General features: G+C 68.1%; 14 protein-coding genes. 6 read left to right on the top strand and 8 right to left on the bottom strand.

Going from position 1 to position 20,732, the window contains the following annotated elements; translation table 11 throughout:
- Nucleotides 1-82 precede the first annotated feature (82 nt).
- On the top strand, nt 83-3,121 hold the full coding sequence (locus H9654_RS05270; protein ID WP_225211882.1) for a sensor histidine kinase: 3,039 nt from the start codon (nt 83-85) through the stop codon (nt 3,119-3,121).
- The gene (locus H9654_RS05275; protein WP_191769560.1) at nt 3,118-3,771 is read left to right on the top strand and encodes a response regulator; all 654 of its coding nucleotides are present in this window, start codon (nt 3,118-3,120) and stop codon (nt 3,769-3,771) included. Before H9654_RS05270 ends, H9654_RS05275 begins: the two co-directional genes overlap by 4 nt.
- Nucleotides 3,772-3,777: 6 nt before the next feature.
- Here H9654_RS05275 and H9654_RS05280 read toward each other — a convergent pair whose 3' ends face one another.
- The 4 genes from H9654_RS05280 to H9654_RS05295 form a co-directional block, all read right to left on the bottom strand.
- On the bottom strand, nt 3,778-5,037 hold the full coding sequence (locus H9654_RS05280; RefSeq protein WP_191769561.1) for a carbohydrate porin: 1,260 nt from the start codon (nt 5,035-5,037) through the stop codon (nt 3,778-3,780).
- A 151-nt stretch (nt 5,038-5,188) separates the two neighbouring features.
- A complete protein-coding gene (locus H9654_RS05285) occupies nt 5,189-5,767 on the bottom strand; it encodes a GIY-YIG nuclease family protein (protein ID WP_191769563.1) in 579 nt (192 codons plus the stop codon).
- Nucleotides 5,764-6,492, bottom strand: a complete 729-nt coding sequence (locus tag H9654_RS05290) for a DNA-formamidopyrimidine glycosylase family protein (RefSeq protein WP_191769565.1) — start codon at nt 6,490-6,492, stop codon at nt 5,764-5,766. Before H9654_RS05290 ends, H9654_RS05285 begins: the two co-directional genes overlap by 4 nt.
- Nucleotides 6,485-7,240: a DUF72 domain-containing protein gene (locus H9654_RS05295; protein ID WP_225211884.1), complete on the bottom strand. Its 756-nt coding sequence runs from the start codon at nt 7,238-7,240 to the stop codon at nt 6,485-6,487. Before H9654_RS05295 ends, H9654_RS05290 begins: the two co-directional genes overlap by 8 nt.
- Nucleotides 7,241-7,354: 114 nt before the next feature.
- Here H9654_RS05295 and H9654_RS05300 point away from each other — a divergent pair, with 114 nt between their 5' ends.
- Nucleotides 7,355-7,966 (top strand): DNA-3-methyladenine glycosylase, encoded by a 612-nt coding sequence (locus tag H9654_RS05300; protein WP_191769569.1) that lies wholly within the window; start codon nt 7,355-7,357, stop codon nt 7,964-7,966.
- Nucleotides 7,967-7,999: 33 nt separating this feature from the next.
- On the opposite strand, the gene H9654_RS05305 is transcribed toward H9654_RS05300, so the two are convergent.
- The 4 genes from H9654_RS05305 to H9654_RS05320 form a co-directional block, all read right to left on the bottom strand.
- Entirely contained in the window at nt 8,000-12,751 is a 4,752-nt protein-coding gene (locus H9654_RS05305; RefSeq protein ID WP_191769571.1) for an ATP-dependent helicase, read from the bottom strand.
- A 116-nt stretch (nt 12,752-12,867) separates the two neighbouring features.
- Nucleotides 12,868-13,551 (bottom strand): type 1 glutamine amidotransferase domain-containing protein, encoded by a 684-nt coding sequence (locus tag H9654_RS05310; protein ID WP_191769573.1) that lies wholly within the window; start codon nt 13,549-13,551, stop codon nt 12,868-12,870.
- A 93-nt stretch (nt 13,552-13,644) separates the two neighbouring features.
- Nucleotides 13,645-14,259: a TetR/AcrR family transcriptional regulator gene (locus H9654_RS05315; RefSeq protein WP_191769575.1), complete on the bottom strand. Its 615-nt coding sequence runs from the start codon at nt 14,257-14,259 to the stop codon at nt 13,645-13,647.
- A gap of 62 nt (nt 14,260-14,321) precedes the next feature.
- Nucleotides 14,322-16,607 carry a hybrid sensor histidine kinase/response regulator gene (locus H9654_RS05320; protein ID WP_191769577.1) on the bottom strand — a complete coding sequence of 762 codons (2,286 nt, stop codon included), beginning with the start codon at nt 16,605-16,607 and terminating at the stop codon, nt 14,322-14,324.
- Nucleotides 16,608-16,956: 349 nt separating this feature from the next.
- On the opposite strand from H9654_RS05320, the gene H9654_RS05325 reads away from it, so the two are divergent.
- The 3 genes from H9654_RS05325 to accB all read left to right on the top strand — a co-directional run bounded on the left by H9654_RS05325 (nt 16,957) and on the right by accB (nt 20,725).
- Nucleotides 16,957-19,560 carry a TonB-dependent receptor plug domain-containing protein gene (locus H9654_RS05325; RefSeq protein ID WP_191769579.1) on the top strand — a complete coding sequence of 868 codons (2,604 nt, stop codon included), beginning with the start codon at nt 16,957-16,959 and terminating at the stop codon, nt 19,558-19,560.
- 176 nt (nt 19,561-19,736) lie between these two features.
- A complete protein-coding gene (gene aroQ, locus H9654_RS05330; protein ID WP_191769581.1) occupies nt 19,737-20,180 on the top strand; it encodes a type II 3-dehydroquinate dehydratase in 444 nt (147 codons plus the stop codon).
- A gap of 62 nt (nt 20,181-20,242) precedes the next feature.
- Complete coding sequence (gene accB / locus H9654_RS05335) at nt 20,243-20,725, top strand: acetyl-CoA carboxylase biotin carboxyl carrier protein (RefSeq protein WP_042614743.1); 483 nt, start codon at nt 20,243-20,245, stop codon at nt 20,723-20,725.
- The last annotated feature ends 7 nt before the right edge of the window (nt 20,726-20,732 follow it).

Genomic DNA, 20,732 nt, shown 5'->3' on the forward strand with positions numbered 1-20,732 from the left:
CTGCATGGTTACCTGATCCAGCACCGGCCCACCTGCCCCGATCGGGTAGGCCGCCAGTGCCCCCGGCCTGCGAGAATGCAGCATGCCGCTTGCACCTTCCCTGCTGCTGCGCCACGTGTGCACCTGCCTGCTGCAGGGGGTGTTGCTGTGGCTCGCGGTGCCGATGGCGGCGCGTGCGGCGCTGCCGGTGCCACCGCAGGCGCAGGCCGGGCTGCCCGGCTTCCAGCACAGCGCCTGGCGCGTCGGCCAGGGCGCGCCGGGAGATGTCTGGGACATCGCGCAGGATCGCCAGGGCACACTGCTGCTGGCAACCGGATCCGGGCTCTACCGGTTCGATGGCCACCGCTTCGAGCGCGACGCGGCGCCGCCGGGCAGCAAGTTCCCGTCCACCAACATGGTGTCGTTGCTGCTGGATCACGACGACAGCCTGTGGATCGGTTATTTCCAGGCCGGCATCAGCCATCTGCAACCAGACCGGCTGCGCAGTTTCCATACCGGGCGCGATGTCCCCAACGGCCCGGTTCCGCGCATGGCGCGCGATGGCGGTGGACGGCTGTGGGCGGCGCTCAAGGGCGGCCTGCGCTGGTACGACGGCCAACAGTGGCAGCCGCCCACGCCGGCGATGCAGGTTCCTTCCCAGCCCGCGCACTGGCTGCAGCGCGACCACCAGGGAACGCTGTGGCTGCTGGCGGGCAACGCACTGTGGCGGCTTCGGCGTGACGCCAAGCAGTTCGAGCCCACCGAGGTGGGGGCATCACCGCAGTCGGTGCTGGCCGAGCGCGCCGATGGCAGCCTGTGGCTGGCCGACCGGCGACGCGGCATCCTGCCGGTGGCGCGCGACGGCACCCTGCTGTCGCCCGCGCAACGCGAATCCCGACGCCTTGCCGACCTGCGCGCCGATCGCATCCTGTTCGCGCGCGATGGCAGCCTGTGGGGCACCCGCATCGGCAGTGGCGGCGTGTTCCGGCTCAGCTTCGACGGCACCCAGCCCACACTGCTGGAAAACTTCGACGTGGCGCAGGGACTGACGTCGACCTCGGCCTCGCCGCTGCTGGAAGACCGCGAAGGCAACATCTGGATCGGCACCAACCTGGGCCTGAACCGGTTCCGTGCGCGCAGCGTGCATGCGCTGCAGGATGTCGGTTCGTCGGGGCCGTACCGGACGCTGTACCGCACCGCGGGCGGCCAGGTGCAGGGCTACGATGACGACCTGCGGATGTTCGACCTGCAACGCAGCCTGGTCCACGCCGGCGCGGCGGCGATGCAGCGCGCCAGCCTGCAGTCTGCTGTTCCACTGTGGCTGTTCCATGATGACGTGCTGTACCGACGTACCGCTGGCCGGACGGTAGCGTTCGCCGCGCCGAGCTGGACCGCCGGGCAATCCTTCAATTCGGTGTTCTTCGCCACGCAGGACGAAGCGTGGGCGTGTGCCGGCCCCTACACGCTGCACTTCAAGGACGGTCGATGGCGCAATGATCCGCGTCTGCCCGCACGCAGTTGCAGCCTGGTCAGCGTGGACGAGCGCGGGCGTGTGCTGGTCGGGCATGACGATGGAACGCTGCACGTGCTCGATGGCCGCTCGGTACGGGCCTACGGTCCGGCGCAGGGACTGGATGTCGGTCCGGTCACCGCCGTGTACGCACGCGGTGAGGAACTGCTGGTCGCCGGGGAGTCAGGCCTTGCCGCATTGGAAGGCGCGCGCTTCCACGTGCTGCAGGCCGATATCCCCGGCGTGCTGGAAGGCATTACCGGCATCGCCGGTGAAGCATCGGGTACGCGCTGGTTGAACGGCAGCCGCGGCCTGCTGCGTACCGATGCCGATGCGCTGCGGGTGGCGGCAGGCAGCGCTCGCGCGCTCTCCCCGCGCCTGTTCGACGATGCCGACGGCATGCCGGGCATCGCGCTGCAGAGCAGCCCCACCGCCACGGCGATGCTGGCCGATGATGGGTTGCTGTGGCTGGCGACCAACCAGGGCCTGGCGTGGCTGGACACCACCCTGCCCCATCGCAACGAACGTGCGCCGGACGTGCGCATCGGCGAGGTTTCCTTTGATGGGCAGCATGCGCTGCTGCGCGACGGACTGCGGCTTCCCGCCGGCACCGACCAGGTGCAGATCGACTACGTGGCGCTGTCACTGGCGCGACCCGAGCGCACCCGCTACCGCTACCAGCTGTCCGGCGTGGACAGCAGCTGGCAGGAGGCGGGCGGCCAGACCCGCGCGCACTACACCAACCTCATGCCCGGAACCTACCGCTTCGAGGTGATGGCCGCCAACGAAGATGGGGTCTGGAGCAGCACCCCGGCGGCACGCACGTTCCAGATCGCCCCCACCTTCATGCAGACGCTGTGGTTCAAGCTGCTGTGCGTGCTGGCGGTGCTGGCCTTGCTGGTGATGGCCGTGCGCATCCGCAGTGGGCAGCTTGCCGCGCTGGTGCGGGCCCGCTTGCAGGAGCGCCATGGCGAACGCGAGCGGATCGCGCGCGACCTGCACGACACCCTGCTGCAGGGCAGCCAAGGCCTGATCCTGCGCCTGCATGCCATCAGCCAGTCCGCCCAGGCCTCGCCCGCCGTGCGCAGCAGCCTGGAGGCGGCCATGCAGCTGGCCGAACAGAACCTCGCCGAAGGCCGCGAACGCGTTGCGGCGCTGCGCGATGGCCCCGCTGCCGGCCAGGACCTGGTGACCGCCTTGGCCCATGTGCATGAAGAGTTCGCCGGCCAAGGCGTCAATCCACTACGGCTGACCATCGAAGGGGCGGCACCGCCGTTGCAGGCCCACGCGGCCGAAGAAGTCTTCCTGATCGGTCGCGAAGCGATCCGCAACGCCCTGCACCATGCCCAGGCCGGGGCGATCGAAGTGGAACTGGCCTACGGGTGCAGTTGCCTGCTGCTGCACGTGCGCGATGACGGCCGCGGCATGACCGACACCCACGGCGCCGCCGACGGCCACTGGGGCATGCAGGGCATGCGCGAGCGCGCACGCCGACTGGGCGGAGAACTCCGCGTCTGGTCGCGTCCCGGGCTGGGCACCGAGATCGCGCTGTCGGTGCCCGCCAATCGCATCTACCGGCAACGCCCCTCGCCATGGCGACGCTGGCTGCCCAACAGGAAACCTCCAGCATGAACCCCAACGATTCCATCGGCGTGCTGATCGTCGACGACCATCCGCTGCTGCGCGATGGCCTGGGCGCGCTGCTGTCCACCCAGTCGGACATGCATCTGGTGGGCGAAGCCGCCGATGGCGAACAGGCGGTGGAATGCTATCTGCGGCTGCACCCGCAGGTGGTGCTGATGGACCTGCAGCTGCCCGGCATCGATGGCGTTGAAGCCATCATGCGCATCCGTGCACAGGATCCCAAGGCCCGCATCATCGTGTTGACGACGTACCGCGGCGATGTCCGCGCGGTACGCGCGCTGCAGGCCGGTGCCAGTGCCTACCTGCTCAAGGACATGCTGCGGCATGAGCTGATCGACACCATCCGCAGCGTCGCTGGCGGTCGCCGCGCTGCCATTCCGGCTCAACTGGCCGCCAGCATCGCGGCCCACGTTGTGGAAGACCGGTTGTCCCCGCGCGAAACCGAAGTGCTGGTCCACGTAGCGGCCGGCATGTCCAACCGGCGCGTAGGCGAGCAGCTGCAGATTTCCGAGCAGACGGTCAAAGCGCACATGAAAAGCATCATGGAGAAGCTGGGCGTCGGTGACCGCACGCATGCGGTCACCATGGCCCTGCGCCGCGGCATCATCAGCCTGGATGATGAAACCGGCGAACGCTGAGACGGCTCAGAAGCGCACGTCCGCCTTGATGCCTACCACCACCGCATCCTTGCGCGATGCCAGCCCACCGGGGTGGCGCACATACTGGACGCCGGGCTGCAGGTCCAGTCCGGCGGCGGGCTTCCAGCCGTAGAAGACCTCGACGACCTGTTCGCGCCTTGCGGGCGGACCATGGTGGCGCTGTCGCTGGCTGTCGGCCACGCGTGGATTGACCCGGGTACTGGCAAGCCCCAGGCCGATGCGGTCATCCGGCCGCGAGCGTATGGTTCCGGTGTGGACGAGCTGCAGGCTGAGCATCTGGTCGATCTCGCCAGTGCGGCGATCACCCTGTGCGAAGGCCAGTTGGGCCCGCAATCCCGATGATTCGCTGCTTGCGTTGCCGTGGGTCAGCTGCTGCTGCGCGCTGGCCCATCCGCCGTAGGCACCGGTGCGCAGCAACGCCATGCCGCCGCCCGCATGGATCGGGAGCGGCTGCACCGCGTCCGCACGCGGCGCACTGCTGTACCAGCCACCCACCGCATACCGACCCCTGCGCCCCTCGAATGACGGCTCCCAGCCCAGTTCCAGCGGTGTGAGGGTGCCGACCGTGCCGGCCGGTGCCAAGCGCAGGCCACCCCCACGTTCATCGGCATAGCGGGGGTTGATCTGGTACGCAGCCGCGCGCAGGTAGACCGCGGGCAGCGGCCGGTAGGTGACCACCGCGCCCCATTGGCTGAGCGGCGAATTGAACCAGTAGTCGCCCCCGAACAGCGCCACCTGGCCACCGCACAGCGCCAGGTTCATGGCAACGCAGTCGAGCATGTTGAAGTCCTCCCCCACCGCAAGCCGGCCCGCCTTTGCATCGAAGCGGCCATCGGCGGACTGCCGCCCCAGCCACAGGCTGCCCAGCCGCGGGATGTGGCCACGCCCATGGATTTCCTGGCTTGCCATCAGGCTGCCCAGGCCGGCCCGGGCGGTGACGCTGTCTCCGTCGCGCAGGCTCAGGGAAAGCTGGGCACGGGTGCCGGACCAGCCCCACAACCGATCCAGATCCAAGCGTGCGCTTGCGGACAGCTGGCCCGCATGGGCACTGGTGCGGCGCTGGCCGCCGGAGGTGTTGCGCGCCGCTTCCACGGTGTAGCCGAGATCCAGCGTGATGCCATTGTCCTGCCATGCCGGGCGACGGCCGCCCCAGTCACCGGTGACACCCTGTGCGAGCGCACCTTGCGCTGCCGCGGCGAGACCCAGGCCGGCCAGAACACGCAGCCCGATGAAAGAATTTTCCACGTCGACTCCTTGCTGCAAGGAGCCTCAACGTGGCACGCCGTGCTTCGTTCACCCTGCGCAGCGATACGGGTCTGCGGAGAAGGTCACAGCCTGCGCTGCAGGAAGGGCGAAGAATGTCAGCGTATGTCCGCGTGACTGGCGCGCCGCGTAGTCAGAAGCGACGTGGGCCACCCCCGGCGTACCAGCTTGCCACGTGCTCCGGCAACCAGGGGCACGGGTCAATGCCCAATGCGGTATAAGCATCGAGCGCGTCGCGCAGCGCCGCTTCCACCTCGATGCGCCCATGGCGGAGATCGTCCTCTTCAGGCAGCTGCGCGGCAGACCACGCGTACAGCCGGTCAACACGCTGCAGCAGCATCGCCTGCAACCAGGCACGCAGCGGATACACATGATGGCCGCGCGCTGCCAGCCCGCGCACGGCAGCGTCCAGTCCCTGGCTGGCGCCACGGACCCATTCGGTCTTCCCGCCCGCCTTCTGCTGCACGGTCAACGGTGCAGGCGAACGATGCAGCTTCAGCGGACCGCGCAGTTCCAGTTCCAGGTCACGCGCATCACGCTGGGTTTCCGATTCCACCAGCCACCCATTCTCCAGGTCGAAGAATTCGAACCATCGCCGGTGCAGCGCACCGATGCGTCCGAGCGGATCGCGCGAGAAGCCTATCTTGCAGTAGTCCTCCCACGCGCAGGGAAACACATAGGTGAACCATTGGCCGTCGATCCGCACGTTCATGGCAGCGGCTGGCAGACCGGGCAGAAGAACGTGCGGCGCCGGGTGGTCCCCAGGTACTGCTTGGACACCGGTCCGCCACAGCGGGGGCACGTCCGGCGGGTATGTACCTGCCAATGCTTCTTGAGCTCGTACGCCTTCTTCCAGGCCAGGAAGTCGAAGCTGTACTCGCGTGCCTGGGTGATCACCTGCCCCAGCTTTCGCGGCGGGATGCTGGCGATGGTCGCAGCCGGATGCACGCGCGTGCGGAACAGCACCTCGTTCTTGATGATGTTGCCCACCCCGGCAAAGATGTCCTGGTCCAGCAAGGCATCGCATATCAGCGTGTCCGGCCGTGCTTTCAGCTTGCGCCGCGCCAGCCTGGGATCCCACGCGGGATTCATCACGTCCGCGCGCCAGTCGTAGGCATCGTCGAGTGGACCTTCGATGTACTTCAAAGAGCAGGTGTAGAGATTGAGCTCGCCGTTATCGAAGGCCAGCGAGGCACGCGCGGTCGTCGGCTTCCTTTCGTCGATGCGCCACGTGCCGAACATCAGCAGGTGGGCGCGCAGGCTGAAGCCACCGAACTCCAGCAGGAAATGCTTGCCCCAGCTGCGCACGGACACCACGCGTCGGCCCTGCATGCGGGCAAGGTCGAGGCTGCTGTTGCCGGAAGCCACGCGCACCGTGTGGTTGCGGAAACGCGCTGCGGCTTCGCGCAGGATGACGATGGAAGGACCTTCAGGCATCGGCGGGCTCCAGCAGCGCCTGCAGGCGCAACGCGTTGGCCGTGGCGAAGCCGTGCGCGGTGTTGTCGAAGATCACCCAGGATGGGTGCCCCTCGGTGGATGCCACACGCACCTCTGCCGCCAGCCGATGCAGTGCCTGCTCGTCATAGTCGCTGTAATAGGTCCGCGGGCAGCCATGCCAGCGCCAGTAGCGCCAACACGTCGCTCCAGCGGGCGTGGCGCCTGCATCCTTGCGCGGCGGATCCGCTGCGACACGCGCGATGCCATGGCGATCCATCAATGCCTCCGCCGCCTCATCGAACCAGCCTGCGTGGCGGGGCTCGCACGCCACGGGCACGGCAGTACGCCGGCGCAGCATCGCAAAGAACGTGGCGGCCACGCGCGCATCGAAGGCCAGTGACGGCGGCAATTGGAGCAGCAGCCCGCCGAGACGGTTGCCCAGGTGGCCGCTTTCATCCAGGAACCGGTCCAGCAAGGCACCCGTGCCGCACAGCCGCAGCTCATGCGAGATGGCGCGTGGCATTTTCACGGTGAACCGGAAATGCGCCGGCACCGCTGCCGCCCAGCGCGCATAGGTTGCCGGCTGGTGCGCGCGATAGAACGAGGAATTGATTTCGGCCACCGACAGACGCGAAGCGTAACGCTCCAGTGCACTGCCATCGTCCTCGAACGCTGTCCGGTAGCGCCCCGGTATCGACCACCCCGCACATCCCACGCGCACCTCGGTTGCCACTGCCTGTCCTCCCAACGCCTGCCCGCAGCGTCTCCCCGCGACCGTTAGCAACAAGCGAAGTGCGCATGCCTGCGCCGTGCAGGCGCCGCTTTGACTTGGTGCACACCGCTGTCGGTGCAGCCTGTTGGCATGCTCGATCTTCTTCCCCCGCAGTGGTCGGTCCTGCCCCGCGCGTTCTATCGCCGCCATCCCACGATGGTGGCTCCGGAGCTGTTGAACAAAGTGCTGCTGCGCGCGGATGGCCGCGCCGCGCGCATCGTCGAGGTGGAAGCCTATGCGGGCAGCGAAGACCCGGCGGCGCACTCCTACCGAGGCATGACCGCGCGCAACGCCACCATGTTCGGCGAGCCGGGGCATCTGTACGTGTACTTCACCTATGGCATGCACTGGGGCAGCAACGCGGTCTGCGGCGAGGTCGGCGAGGGCGTGGGCGTTTTGCTGCGCGCTGCCGAGCCCCTGCTGGGCCTGGACGCGATGCGCCAGGCCCGGACCAAGGCGAAGCGCGACCGCGATCTCGCCAGTGGCCCGGGGAAACTCTCGCAGGCCTTCGGCATCACCGGCGCGATGGACGGTGCCGATCTGGTCGGTGCCGACCGCGGCATCGTGCTGGCCGATGATGGCACCGCGCCGCCGCGCGATCCGGTGGTGGGCCCGCGTATCGGCATCAGCCGGGCCATGGACTTCCCATGGCGCTGGCACGTGGCCGACCATCTGCATGTTTCGGTGCGCCCGCGGCGATGAGCACTGTCACCAGACGCGCTGCTGCCGGCAAGCTCAGCCCTCCCAGCTCAGCCCGCGCGGTGCATTGCGGAAGCCCGCCGTACGCAGTGCCTCGGTAACCGGGCCGCGACCGATTTCCGCATCGTTGATCCGGTCCAGGGTGAACGACTGGCGCCGGCCCCGTCGCAGCGCCGCGGCCAGCGCGCAGGCCGAGGCCGCCAGCAGATCGGCGTGAGCGGGATCCTCGCCGTCGAAATACAGCAGCAGGGAACGTCCGCCCTGCGCCAGGTATATCCGCAACGCACCGCCTGCCAGCACCACCAACGCGCCGGACCGGCGCACCGGCCGCTGCCGGGCCACATGCGCCGGCCACGCCAGCACCGTGCCGTAGGCATTGGCAGGGTCCACCGCCGACAGGCCGATGGCCGTTGCGGATGCGTCAGGCGTGGTGTCATCGGCGATATCGCGCAACCGGTCGACGCTGGAGCGTTCGGCGAACTGCGCACCGCCCAGTCCTTCCACGAAGCGTCCACGCAGCACCCGGCCGGCATCCTCCATGCCCCGGTAGACCTGCTGCAACGCAGGGAATCCGCCGGCGATGCCTTCTGCCACCGCAGCGCCGCGGGTCACCACGCCGTGGCGATCCAGCAACGCCTCGGCCAGTGCGACCGCACGCACGGTGTCACTGGCAGCATCCCGCTGCAGCAGCGACCAGCGGCCGGCCAACGACGGCGCGTCGTAGGTCGCCGGGCCGGATGACGGCACCCCGGCGGCAGGCACTGCATCGTCCATCGGTACGCCCATGAACCCGCGTCGGCGCCGCGACGCGTGCGATGCGCGTGCGCGGGATGGCGCGCGGGCCATTGACAGCGCCCGCAGCGGCGCCCAGATATCCGTTGCCACGCGGCCTTGCCAGGCAAGCCCCCACAGTGCGGCATGCAATGATTCCGGCGACAGATCGATGCCTGCTGCGAGGTGCTCCGCCGCCTGTATCCGGGCATGGATGCTCGTCGCAAGCTGCCGTGCAAAGAATCCACCGCCGTCTGCCAGCACCGACAGGATCACCGCCTGCAGCGGCGACACCGCGCCTTCGCTGATCACCGGCAGCGTCTGCGCAGCCCCCTGCTGCAGATGCAGCGACACCAGCCCATCGTCCTCGCCCAGCGTGCCGTGCCCACACCACAGCACGCTGCCGGTGGCCAGCAGCTGGTCCAGCAACGCAGGCGCATAATCCCGTACACGCGCCGGCAGGACCTGGTTCTCCCAGGCAGAGACCGGCAGCGGCACGCCGGCCAGTTGTTCCACCACCCGCAGCACGCCTTCGCTGCCTTCCAGCGTGCCGATGACCTGCACAGCCGAACCCAGTGCGGCATGCCCGGCCGCCGATCCCAGCAACGCGTGGCGTTCCAGCAACATGCGCACATACGCGGTTCCCGGCACCGGTCGGGTGGCTTCGCGTGCCGCGTGCAGCGAGCGCACGCGCAGTCGGCGGAACACCGCCTCGGCCATCCATTCGTGGCGCGCCAGGGGCGTGCCGTGCGCGGACGGCGTGGTGCCGAACTGGCCGCTGAGCAGCTTGCCCTGCTCAGCCAGGCGTGCCAGTGCGTTGTCGGCCACCGCCACACCCAGCCCGAACCGGGCGGCGACATCGGCCGTGGTGAACGGACCACGCGTGCGCGCGAACCGGGCGAGCAGATCGCCCAGCGGATCCGGCGACGGCAGCAGGAACACCGCGGGAATCCGTCCGGGAAGCGCGATTCCCAGTGCATCGCGCAACCGGCCGGCATCTTCGATCGCCGCCCAGCGTGCTTCCCCTGCCAGCGCGACGGCGATGATGCGTTGCTCTTCCTGCAGCGCCGCCAGGTGCGCGCGCACGTCACCATCGGCATCATGCAACCGCACGGCAAGCTCGGCCACAGACAACGGACCCAGCTCGCGCAGCAGGTCGGCAACGCCCTCCTTGCCCGCGGCACGCCGATCCGACGCAAGCCGCTGCAGCTCGTCCACCACGCGCTCGACGACGCCAGCATCCAACAGCTCGCCTATATCCACCTGGCCCAGCAGGTCAGCCAGCAGGCCACTGTCCAAGGACAGGATCGAGGCGCGACGCTCGGCCAGCGGGACATCGGTGCCGTACATGAACTCGGCGACGTAGCCGAACAGCAGGTTGGCCGCGAACGGCGATGGCACTGCGGTGGTCACCTCGGCGATCTGCACCTGGCCGGCCTCCAGGCGTTGCATCAGCCCGCCCAGCGCATCGAGGTCGTAGACATCCTGCAGGCACTCGCGTGCGGTTTCGATCAGGATCGGGAAATCCGGATAGGCGCTCGCCACGTCCAGCAACTGGCCCGCGCGCAGACGCTGCTGCCACAGCGGCGAGCGGCGTCCTGGCGTGCGCCGTGGCAACAGCAACGCGCGCGAAGCACATTCGCGGAAGCGGGCAGCGAACAGCGCCGAGCTGCCGACCGCAGCGGTTACCTGGCGCCGCAGCGGTTCGGGCTCGAACAGAAACAGATCTGCACCCGGCAGGTGCCCGCTGCTGTCCGGAATGCGCGCCATGATGCCGTCCTCACTGGATACCACGGAAGGATCGACGTGCCAGCGTTCGCGGATCCGCTCTGCGATCGCCAGCGCCCACGGATCATGCACGCGGCGGCCATACGGCGAATGCAGCATCACCCGCCAGTCGCCCAGTTCATCGCGGCAGCGTTCAACCACCAGTTGCCGGTCCGTCGGCAGCACGCCGGTCGCCTGCCGCTGCTCACCGAGCAGGCCGAGGATGTTGGTGATGGCGCGTCCATCCAGGCCGCTGGCCTGAAGCCGTGCGGCCACTGCCTCTGGAACGGCGCCCTCGGCCGTCGCCGCGCCATCCAGGTCAGCCAGGAACGCGCCGATGGCCGCGCCGAGTTCGGCCGGACGGCCGGCATTTTCGCCGCGCCAGAACGGCAACCGTGCCGAGCGACCCGGTGCCGGAGTGACGATCACCTGGTCATGGGTGATCTGTTCCACCCGCCACGAGGTGGCGCCGAGGGTGATCACATCGTTCACCCGCGACTCGTGCACCATCTCTTCGTCCAGCTCGCCGACCCGGCGCGAGCCGGCGCGCTCCTCGCCTTCCGGCAGCACCACGCTGAACATGCCACGGTCTGGGATGGTGCCACCACTGGTCACCGCCAGCTGGCGCGCACCGGGGCGCGCGGTGAGTTTTCCGCTGTCGCGGTTCCATACCAGGCGCGGTCGGAATCCGGCGAAATCATCCGAGGGATAGCGTCCGGCCAGCATGTCCAGCACCGCATCGAAGGCACTGCGTGGCAGCTCGCGGTAGGGTGCGGCGCGGCGTACGCAGGCGTACCAGTCCTCCACGTCCAGCGCGTCCATCGCCACTGCGGCCACGGTCTGCTGGGCCAGCACGTCCAACGGATTGCGCGGTGGATCCAGCGCTTCGATGCGACCGGCCAGCATGCTGTCGACGATCACCGCGGCATCGATCAGGTCACGCCGGGTGCGCGGGTAGACGAAGCCGGTGGAGATGCCCCCCACCTGGTGGCCGGCGCGCCCGACCCGCTGCAACGCACTGGCCACCGAAGGTGGCGCGGCGACCTGGATCACCAGGTCCACCAGTCCCATGTCGATGCCCAGTTCCAGGCTGGAGGTAGCGACCACGCAGCGCAGTGCGCCGGACTTGAGCGCTTCTTCGATCTCGCGCCGCTGTTCCTTGCTGACCGAGCCGTGATGCGAGCGCGCCAGCAGCGGCTCGGCACCAGTGGAGCGCCCGGCAGTGCCGCCATTGAACGAACCGAACGCCGTGGCATCGCGCTGGCCCGGCGACCCGCCGCCCGCATCGGTCTCCAGGCGTTCGGCATACAGTGCGTTGAGCCGCGCGGTCAGCTTTTCCGCCACGCCGCGCGAATTGGCGAACACGATGGTGGAGCGCCAGCGCAGTACCTCTTCGAGGATGCTGGCCTCGACATGGGGCCAGATTGAACCCACCCGCGTGGACGACTCGCCCGCGCCGGAACCCGCCCCCTGCGTAGGCAGGTCGGCCATGTCCTCCACCGGCACCACGATGCGCATCGCCAGCTGGCGCGAAGACGGTGGCTGCACCACGCTGACCGCACGGCCGCCACCAAGGAAGCGCGCCACCTCGTCCACCGGGCGCACCGTGGCCGACAGCCCGATTCTTTGTGCAGGGGCCTGCAGCAGGTTCTGCAGCCGCTCCAGGCTGAGTGCCAGGTGCGTGCCGCGCTTGCTGCCGGCCACCGCATGGATTTCATCGATGATCACCGTATGCACGTGGCCCAGCGTGTCGCGCACGTTGGAGGTGAGCATCAGGAACAGCGATTCCGGCGTGGTGATCAGGATGTCCGGTGGTCGCCGCGCCAGCCGCGCGCGCTCGGACGCGGTGGTGTCACCGCTGCGTATCGCCACCGACAGGTCCACGTCCGGATCGCCGCGCCGCGCGCGCTCGGCACGCACGCCCTGCAGCGGCACCTGCAGGTTGCGTTGCACGTCCGCCCCCAGTGCCTTGATCGGAGAGATGTACAGCACGCGGGTGGTCCCACGCTGTGGCAGCAGGCCAGTGCGCGCCTGCTGGTCGCGTTCGGTGAACAACTGGTCGATGGCATGCAGGAACGCGGCCAGCGTCTTGCCCGAACCGGTGGGCGCGATGACCAGCGTGTGCTGCCCCTGGCTGATCGCCGCCCAGGCGTCTACCTGCGCTGGCGTTGCAGCGGGGAACGCGCCGCTGAACCACGTGCGCGTGGCGGGGGCGAAGGCGGCGGGAAGGGCGTCGAGGGTGCTGGGCATGGCCCATTATGCGAGCCGCGGCGTGCATGCTGCGGGCAGCCCGCCGCCGGTGCCGTTGAAGCGCAGTGCGGTGTGGCGCTGCAGCCACAGCAGCGCCACGGCAGGCGGCGCCGTGATCAGTGGATCGCGAGCTGCCTGATCAGTACGTCCGCCGCTTCGGTGGAGGACGCCGGATTCTGCCCGGTGATCAGCAATCCATCGCGGACCACGTACGAACCCCAGTCCGGGCCCTTGGAATAGTGGCCACCGTTGGCCTTCAGTTCGTCCTCGACCAGGAACGGCACCACCTGGGTCAGGCCCACGCCCTCCTCTTCGGTGTTGGTGAAACCGGTCACCTGCAGGCCTTCCACCAGCGGGCGACCGGTGGCGGCCTTGACGTGGCGCAGCACGCCGGGGGCGTGGCAGACCAGCGCGACCGGCTTGTCCGCTGCGATGAACGATTCGATCAGGGCAATGGAATCACGATCTTCGGCGAGATCCCACAGCGGCCCGTGGCCACCGGGATAGAACACCGTGTCGAAATCGGCCTGCGACACGCTGTCCAGGCGCACGGTGCGGGCCAGCTGTGCATTGGCCTCGGCGTCGGCTTCGAAGCGCCGGGTCAGCGCGGTCTGGAAATCAGGCTCGTTGCTCTTCGGATCCAGCGGCGGCTGCCCGCCTTTCGGCGAGGCCAGCACGATCTCAGCGCCGGCGTCCTTGAAGGTGTAGTACGGCGCGGCCAGTTCTTCCAGCCAGAAGCCGGTCTTCTTGCCGGTGTCGCCGAGTTGGTCGTGGGAGGTGAGAACGATGAGGACTTTCATGGGTGTGCTCCAGTGAGGTGCAGATACAACGTGAATTAGACCGGTCGTCTAGACAATTACGCGTGAAACGGGACAACGTGCCGTGCCCTGCTTTCAGGGAGCAGCGGTGTTGGCGGGAAGACCCAGCAGGTGACGGGTGGTGCGCAGCGCGTTGTCGAACGGCTGCGGAGTACGGACGATCTTGACCATGATGCTGGCGCCCAGCCACAGCTGGTAGAGGCTGTGCGCCAGCGCCTTGGCGTCGTCCTGGACCGGCAACGAGCCTTCCGCCTGCCCGGCTTCGATCGCCGCAGCCATGCCGGCGATGATCGCCGCGGTGCCGCGATCCAGCGCCGATCGCATGCTGTCGGAAAGGTCTGCCACTTCGGCGCCCAGCTTCACCGCCAGGCACTTGCCCTGGCAGTCCTCGAAGGATTGGTTGTCCTGCCAGGCGGCGAAATAGTCTTCGATCTGCGCGGCCTTGATCTTGCCGGGCTGGCGGAAGATGCGCTCCATGTCGGCCACATAGGCCTCGAAGTACCCTTCCAGCAGCGCCTCGCCGAAGGCGTCCTTCGAGCCGAAGTAGTGGTAGAACGAGCCCTTGGGCACGCCGGCCGCGGCCAGCACTTCATTCAGTCCGACCGCCGAAAAGCCCTTGCCGCCCATGATCCGCTGGCCAGTGGCCAGGATCTTTTCGCGGACGTTGGCGGTGGCGGGGACGGTGTTCATGAGAGTGACTGTACAGCCAATTAGACCAGTCGTCTAGTGGTTGGCCGCAAGCCAGGTCCTGCTCATACCCGGATCGGCCCCGCCCGCGACAGGCTTGCCAGTTGCGCGTCGATTTCGTCCAGCGCCGGGTCCGGATCCATTTCCGGATCGGCTTCCAGCCGGGCGGCCAACGCGGCCAGCGCCGGCCGCCCGACCAGCCCGGCGGCCCCATGCAGGCGATGCGCGTAAAAGATGATGCGCGCGAGATCGCTGGCATCCACCGCGTCGCGCAGTTTGCGCAGATCGTCGGCCAGCAGCAGACGCAGGTCTGGCTCCAGCCGGTCGACGGTGTCCCGTTCGATGGCCTCCAGCGCGGCGGTCTGCCCCGCCCTGTCGGCGGATCCCGCTGCGGCAGCGCGACCGGTCCACAGCGCCAGCATGCCCTGCAGTTCGGCCAGGCGGATCGGCTTCTTCAACACGCCATTCATGCCGGCCTGCTGGCAACGCGCCAGGTGGGCAGCGTCGCTGGCAGCGGATATGGCGATGATCGGCAGGTCGGCCACGCCCGGGATGCCCGCCGTGCGGATCATCCGGCTTGCCTGGTAGCCGTCGATGTCCGGCATGAAGCAGTCCAGCAGCACGATGTCCGGCAGGGCCGCGGTGAGCGTGGCCAGCGCCTGTGCGGCACTGTCTGCCAGCATCGCCACCGCACCCAGGCGGCCGAGCTGTTCCTCCAGCACCATGCGGTTGGGCGCATGGTCATCGACCACCAGCACGCGTACGCCCCGCAGCACGCCGCCCGGCGTGGCGACGGCAGGTGCGGCCGCGGCATCGGCACGCTCGGCCGGGATCCGCAGCGACACCGTGGTGCCTTCGGCTTCCACGCTGTGCAGGTCGATCTGGCCGCCCATCAGCTGCACCAGATCGTGGCTGATCGACAGCCCCAGGCCGGTGCCGCCGTACTGGCGCGAGATGCTGCCGTCGGCCTGCGTGTAGGGATCGAACAGGTGGCCCTGCAGCGCTGCGGGAATCCCGCAGCCGGTGTCGGTCACCGCCGCGTGCAACCAGGTGCCGGCCGGTGCGTCCTGCACCTGCAGCGCCAACCGGATGCTGCCGCGCTCGGTGAACTTGCGCGCGTTGCCGAGCAGGTTCATCAGCACTTGGCGCAGCCGGGTCGGGTCAAGCATCAGCCAGCTGTCGTGCGCCGGTACCTCGACGATCAGCGCGATGCCGCGCTTTTCAAGTTCGCCCTGGAATACCGCCGCGACGCTGCGCCCCAGCGCGCGCACATCCACCGGGATCTTCTCCAGCTGCATGCGGCCTTCGTCCAGCCTGGACAGGTCCAGCACGTTGTCCAGCAGGCCGGTCAGCGACTCGGCCGCCTCCTCGGCGGCCCGTACCAGCGCGCGCGGCCGGCCGGCGGGAACGTGGTCGGCCAGCACTTCGATGGCCCCCAGCACGGCGTTGATCGGGGTGCGTATCTCATGGCTCATGGTCGCCAGGAAACGCGCCTTGACCCGTTCGCTTTTGATCGCCGCCGCGCGTGCGCGCCAGGCCCAGCGCGCGACCACGCCCAGCGCCAGCACCAGCAGGCCGATCGCCAGCAGCCACGGCCAGTTGTAGCGCAGCACGGTGGCCACGCTGGGCGCACCGTAGTCCTCTTCGCGCAGCCATTGCTGGCGGATCTGCGATTCCTCCTGGGTATTGATCGACGCCATCGCCTTGCCGATGATCACCTCCAGCTGCGGCCAATCGCTGCGTACCGCGAACTGCGCCTGCATCACCAGGTCGATGCGCGGCCTGGAGATATGCAGCTCATCGAGATACCGGCGCGCGACAAACGGCTGGAAGGTCGCGTTGGTGCCCATCGCCGCGTCGGCCTGGCCGTCCAGCACCATCTGCATGGAGGCCTGCGGGGTGTCGGTCGGCACGACGGTCAACTGTGGATAACGGGCCTGCAGGATCCGGGCATAGTCCCCGGCCGCACGTGCGGCGACCCGACGCCCGGCCAGCTCCTGCAGATCCCATACGGCCGGCGAATCCGGTCGCGTGAATACAACGCTGTAGGCCGACAGATAGGGCCGGCCCAGGCGCACCGCCGCACGCGTTGCCGGTGACAGGCGCTCGTCCATGGCATTGAGCAGCATGTCCGCCTCGCGCGATTCAAGCGCGCGCTGCGCGGCCGGCCAGTCAGCGGCCTGCACGAACTGGAACTGCAGCCCGGTGCGCGCGCTGATCAGCCGGAGGTAATCCCCGGACAGGCCCCGCAGCTGACCATCACGCACATATTCCAATGGCGGAAGGGTGGCATCGGAGGTGACCCGGATCACCGGATGGGCAGTGATCCAGGCCTGTTCAGACGGGTCCAACAGCACAGTGGTCGGCGTCGCGGCGCCCGCCGGCAGCGCCGCAGCCCCGACCAGCAGGCAGAACGCGGCACAGGTGCGGGCACGAAGGCGCGACCGCCGGTGCGTCGGAATAAGAGTCCCCATGCGGCAAGGATACGCCGCGAAAGGCCCGCTGGCGGCGGGTACGGCGCGTCGGCCCATCGACCACCGCGCCAGTGAACCGCCAAAGTCGGCACACATTCGTTGCAGTACGGTTAATCTTCTGTTAATTATTGATGCAGCGCAACAGATCCGCTGACGCGCAGGGAGAACCAACAGGATGAGCCACTAACCGAACGACAACTCAACAATCCGACTGCAAGGTGCACGCATGAACGACCGCATTGGCAAGTGTGTTCACGCTCCGAAAGCCTTTTCGCCATTGGCATCTGCAGTAAACGTGGCGCTGGCGACCGCCCTGCTGGTCACCAGCACGGGAGCGCTGGCACAGGACAGTCCGGCCACGCCCGAAGCGGCCACCAACCTGGACACCGTGTCGGTGCTGGGCAGCCGCACCAAACCACGTACCGTGTCCTCCTCGGCGGTACCGATCGACATCATCAGCGGTGAAGAATTCCGCAACCAGGGCGCTACCGATGCGCTGGACCAGCTGAAGGTGCTGGTGCCCTCCTTCAACGTCAGCACCATTCCCATCGATGACGCTGCCAGCCTGGTACGCCCAGCCAACCTGCGCGGCCTGCCGCCGGACAACACCCTGCTGCTGGTCAACGGCAAACGCTTCCACCGTGCGGCGGTGATCACCTTCCTCGGCCATGGCCTGTCCGACGGTGCGCAGGGTCCAGACCTGTCGGTATTCCCATCGTTGGCGCTGGAACAGGTGGAGGTGCTGCGCGATGGCGCCGCCGCCCAGTACGGCTCGGACGCCATCGCCGGGGTCATCAATTTCGGTCTGAAGAAGCTGCGCGAAGGCGGCACCGCCGAAGTGTTCACCGGCAAATACTACGAAGGCGACGGCCTGACCACGCAGTACTCGGCGCAGATCGGCCTGCCGCTGACCGAACGCGGGTTTGCCACGCTGACCGCCGAATGGCGCAACGCCGATGACACCTCGCGCAGCGTGCAGCGTGACGACGCCGCCGCCGCGATCGCCGCGGGCTACCCCGGGGTCGGCCAGCCGGCGCAGGTGTGGGGCTCGCCGAAGATCGATGACGACTTCAAGCTGGTCTACAACCTGGGCCTGTCCACCGACAACGTGGACTTCTATCTGTTCGGCAACCATGCCAAACGCGACGTGGACGGCGGCTTCTACTACCGCGATCCCACCTCGCGCTCCGGCGTGTATTCCAACGATGGCGGCGACACCCTGCTGGTCGGCAACCTGACCGGCGCCGGTGCCTGCCCTTCCATCGCCCTGCGCGACGGCAGCGGCACCCTGCTGCCGTACGCCGGCGTCAGTGCAGCGGTCGCGGCCCTGCCCGCGAACTGCTACACCTTCCTGTCCAGCCTGCCGGGCGGCTTCACCCCGCGCTTCGGCGGGTCGCTGGAAGACACCTCGGTATTCGCCGGCGCCAAGGGCACCTGGGAGGACTGGTACTGGGACGTCAGCGGTTCCTGGGGCCGCAACGAGATCGACTTCACCATCTACAACACGGTCAACGCCTCGATGGGCCCGGTGCAGCCGGCTGGCCTGTCGTTCAAGCCCGGCGGCAACACCCAGACCGAAAAGAACCTCAACGTGGATGTCAGCCGCGATATCGCCACCGGCTTCAGCAGCCAGCCCCTGCGCCTGGCGATGGGCGCGGAATGGCGCGAGGAAAGCTTCACCATCAGTCCCGGTGACGGCCCGTCCACCGCCATCGGCCCGCTGACCCAGCAGGGCTTCGCGCTGGGCTCCAACGGCTTCAACGGCTTCAGTGCGCGCACCGCCGGCACCTTCGACCGTCGCAACTGGGCCGCCTATGCGGACCTGGAAGCGCAGCTCACCGAACGCTTCCTGCTGGCCGGCGCGCTGCGCTACGAAGATTACGATTCGTTCGGCAGCACCACCACCGGCAAGCTCACCGGCCGCTTCGACTTCACTGAAAACTTCGCCGTGCGCGGTGCCTACAACACCGGCTTCCGTGCCCCCACTCCCGGCCAGGCCAACATCAGCCAGATCAGCACCGTGTTCGGGGGGACGGCGCTGGAAGACATCGCCACCCTGCCCCCTACCGATCCGATCGCCCAGCTCAAGGGCGCCCAGCCGTTGACCCCGGAAGAGTCGAAGAACGTCTCGCTGGGGGCGGTGTGGACGCAGGGCGACTGGCTGTTCACCGTGGACGGTTACCAGATCAAGGTGGAGGATCGCATCGCACTGAGCACCAGCTTCGCGGTGACCCCGGCCGAACGCGCCGCGCTGGTGGCCGGCGGCAATCCGGAAGCGGCATCGATTTCCCAGGTCACCTATTTCGGCAACGCCTTCGACACCACCACCACCGGCGTGGACGTGGTCACCAGCTACCGCAGCGATCATTTCGGTGGCACCACCACCTACGCGCTGGCCGCCAACTGGAACCGCACCGAAGTGGACCGCTTCGATACCGACTTCATCGATGCCGCCCGCGTCTACAAGCTGGAAGAGTCGCTGCCGCGCACCAAGGGCTACTTCAGCGTCAACCACCAGCGCCAGGTCTTCCATGCCAACCTGCGCTTCAATTACTACAGCAGCTGGTACGAAGACCACCTGGACAGCGGGGTCGTCTCCGCCGAGGACGGTGGCCTGCCGATCCACGCCGGCAGCGCGCTGATCGTGGATGCCGAAGTGGGCTGGAAGTTCGCTTCCGGGCTGTACTTCAGCCTGGGCGCGCAGAACCTGTTCGACCGGGTGCCCTCCAAGAACCCGTGGGCCGGCGTGGCCGGCGCGGAATACCCGGTGCATTCACCGTATGGCTTCAACGGCGGGTTCTACTACGCCCGGCTGGGCTGGACATTCTGACCTGAGCGGAACAGAGGGACAGGCGGCGGCGTGCCATGATGGGCCGCCGCCTGCCAGAGAACCGCCGCGCGGCCGGCAGATTTCAAACGAATGCTTGAAACGCGCATAACTTCGCCGAACTGGACATCAACTCCAGCTTCCGCCAGACTGCCGCCCTTTCCCGTTGTTCGGCTCCCATGGCGAAACTGCTGGTACTGCACGGCCCCAACCTCAACCTGCTCGGCACGCGCGAGCCGGGCGTCTATGGCCACACCACCCTGGCGCAGATCGACCAGGCGCTGCACGCGCAGGGGGCGGCGGCCGGGCACGCGGTGGAAAGCCTGCAGTCCAATGCCGAACACGTGCTGGTGGACCGCATCCAGGCTGCGCGCAGTGACGGCACTGCCTTCATCCTGATCAACCCCGCTGCGTTCACCCATACCTCGGTGGCCCTGCGCGATGCGCTGGCCGCGGTGGACGTGCCGTTCATCGAAATCCACCTGTCCAATCCTCACTCCCGCGAACCCTTCCGCCAGCACAGCTATTTCAGCGACAAGGCGGTCGGTGTCATCTGCGGTTTCGGTGCCGACAGTTACCGTTATGCGATGGATGCCGCCCTGCAGCGGTTGTCCAACGCCTGAGCTTCGAACGGGCGCCTGCGCCCTTCCCACCCCAGATAATCAAAACAGAAGAAGAGGCCCTCATGGATCTGCGCAAAATCAAGAAGTTGATCGACCTGCTGGAAGAATCCAACCTCGCCGAGATCGAGATCAAGGAAGGCGAAGAGTCGGTGCGCCTGTCGCGTGCGCCGGTCGGCACCTTCGCGCAGATGGCCGTGCAGCCGCAGATGATCGCCGCGCCGGCCGCCGCTGCCGCCCCGGCCATGCCGATGCAGTCGCCGACCGAAGCCTCCACCGGTGGCACCGCCAAGCCGGGCAACGCGCTGCCGGAAGGCCACGTGCTGCGTTCGCCGATGGTCGGCACCTTCTATGCGTCGGCCTCGCCGGACAAGCCGGCCTTCGTCAGCATCGGCCAGCAGGTCAAGGAAGGCGAGACCCTGGCGATCATCGAAGCGATGAAGATGTTCAACCCGATCGAAGCCGATGCGTCGGGCACCATCGTCGCCATCCTCGGCGAGAACGGCCAGCCGGTTGAGTTCGACCAGCCGCTGTTCGTGATCGGCTGAGGGGCCG

Source organism: Stenotrophomonas lacuserhaii (assembly GCF_014836545.1).
Classification (GTDB): domain Bacteria; phylum Pseudomonadota; class Gammaproteobacteria; order Xanthomonadales; family Xanthomonadaceae; genus Stenotrophomonas; species Stenotrophomonas lacuserhaii.

Excerpts from the sequence above, each read along its gene's own strand:
- H9654_RS05270 (WP_225211882.1), top strand. The coding sequence starts at position 83 with ATGCCGCTTGCACCTTCCCTGCTGCTGCGCCACGTGTGCACCTGCCTG.
- H9654_RS05275 (WP_191769560.1), top strand. The coding sequence starts at position 3,118 with ATGAACCCCAACGATTCCATCGGCGTGCTGATCGTCGACGACCATCCG.
- H9654_RS05285 (WP_191769563.1), bottom strand. The coding sequence starts at position 5,767 with ATGAACGTGCGGATCGACGGCCAATGGTTCACCTATGTGTTTCCCTGC.
- H9654_RS05290 (WP_191769565.1), bottom strand. The coding sequence starts at position 6,492 with ATGCCTGAAGGTCCTTCCATCGTCATCCTGCGCGAAGCCGCAGCGCGT.
- H9654_RS05300 (WP_191769569.1), top strand. The coding sequence starts at position 7,355 with ATGCTCGATCTTCTTCCCCCGCAGTGGTCGGTCCTGCCCCGCGCGTTC.
- H9654_RS05305 (WP_191769571.1), bottom strand. The coding sequence starts at position 12,751 with ATGCCCAGCACCCTCGACGCCCTTCCCGCCGCCTTCGCCCCCGCCACG.
- H9654_RS05310 (WP_191769573.1), bottom strand. The coding sequence starts at position 13,551 with ATGAAAGTCCTCATCGTTCTCACCTCCCACGACCAACTCGGCGACACC.
- H9654_RS05315 (WP_191769575.1), bottom strand. The coding sequence starts at position 14,259 with ATGAACACCGTCCCCGCCACCGCCAACGTCCGCGAAAAGATCCTGGCC.
- H9654_RS05325 (WP_191769579.1), top strand. The coding sequence starts at position 16,957 with ATGAACGACCGCATTGGCAAGTGTGTTCACGCTCCGAAAGCCTTTTCG.
- aroQ (WP_191769581.1), top strand. The coding sequence starts at position 19,737 with ATGGCGAAACTGCTGGTACTGCACGGCCCCAACCTCAACCTGCTCGGC.
- accB (WP_042614743.1), top strand. The coding sequence starts at position 20,243 with ATGGATCTGCGCAAAATCAAGAAGTTGATCGACCTGCTGGAAGAATCC.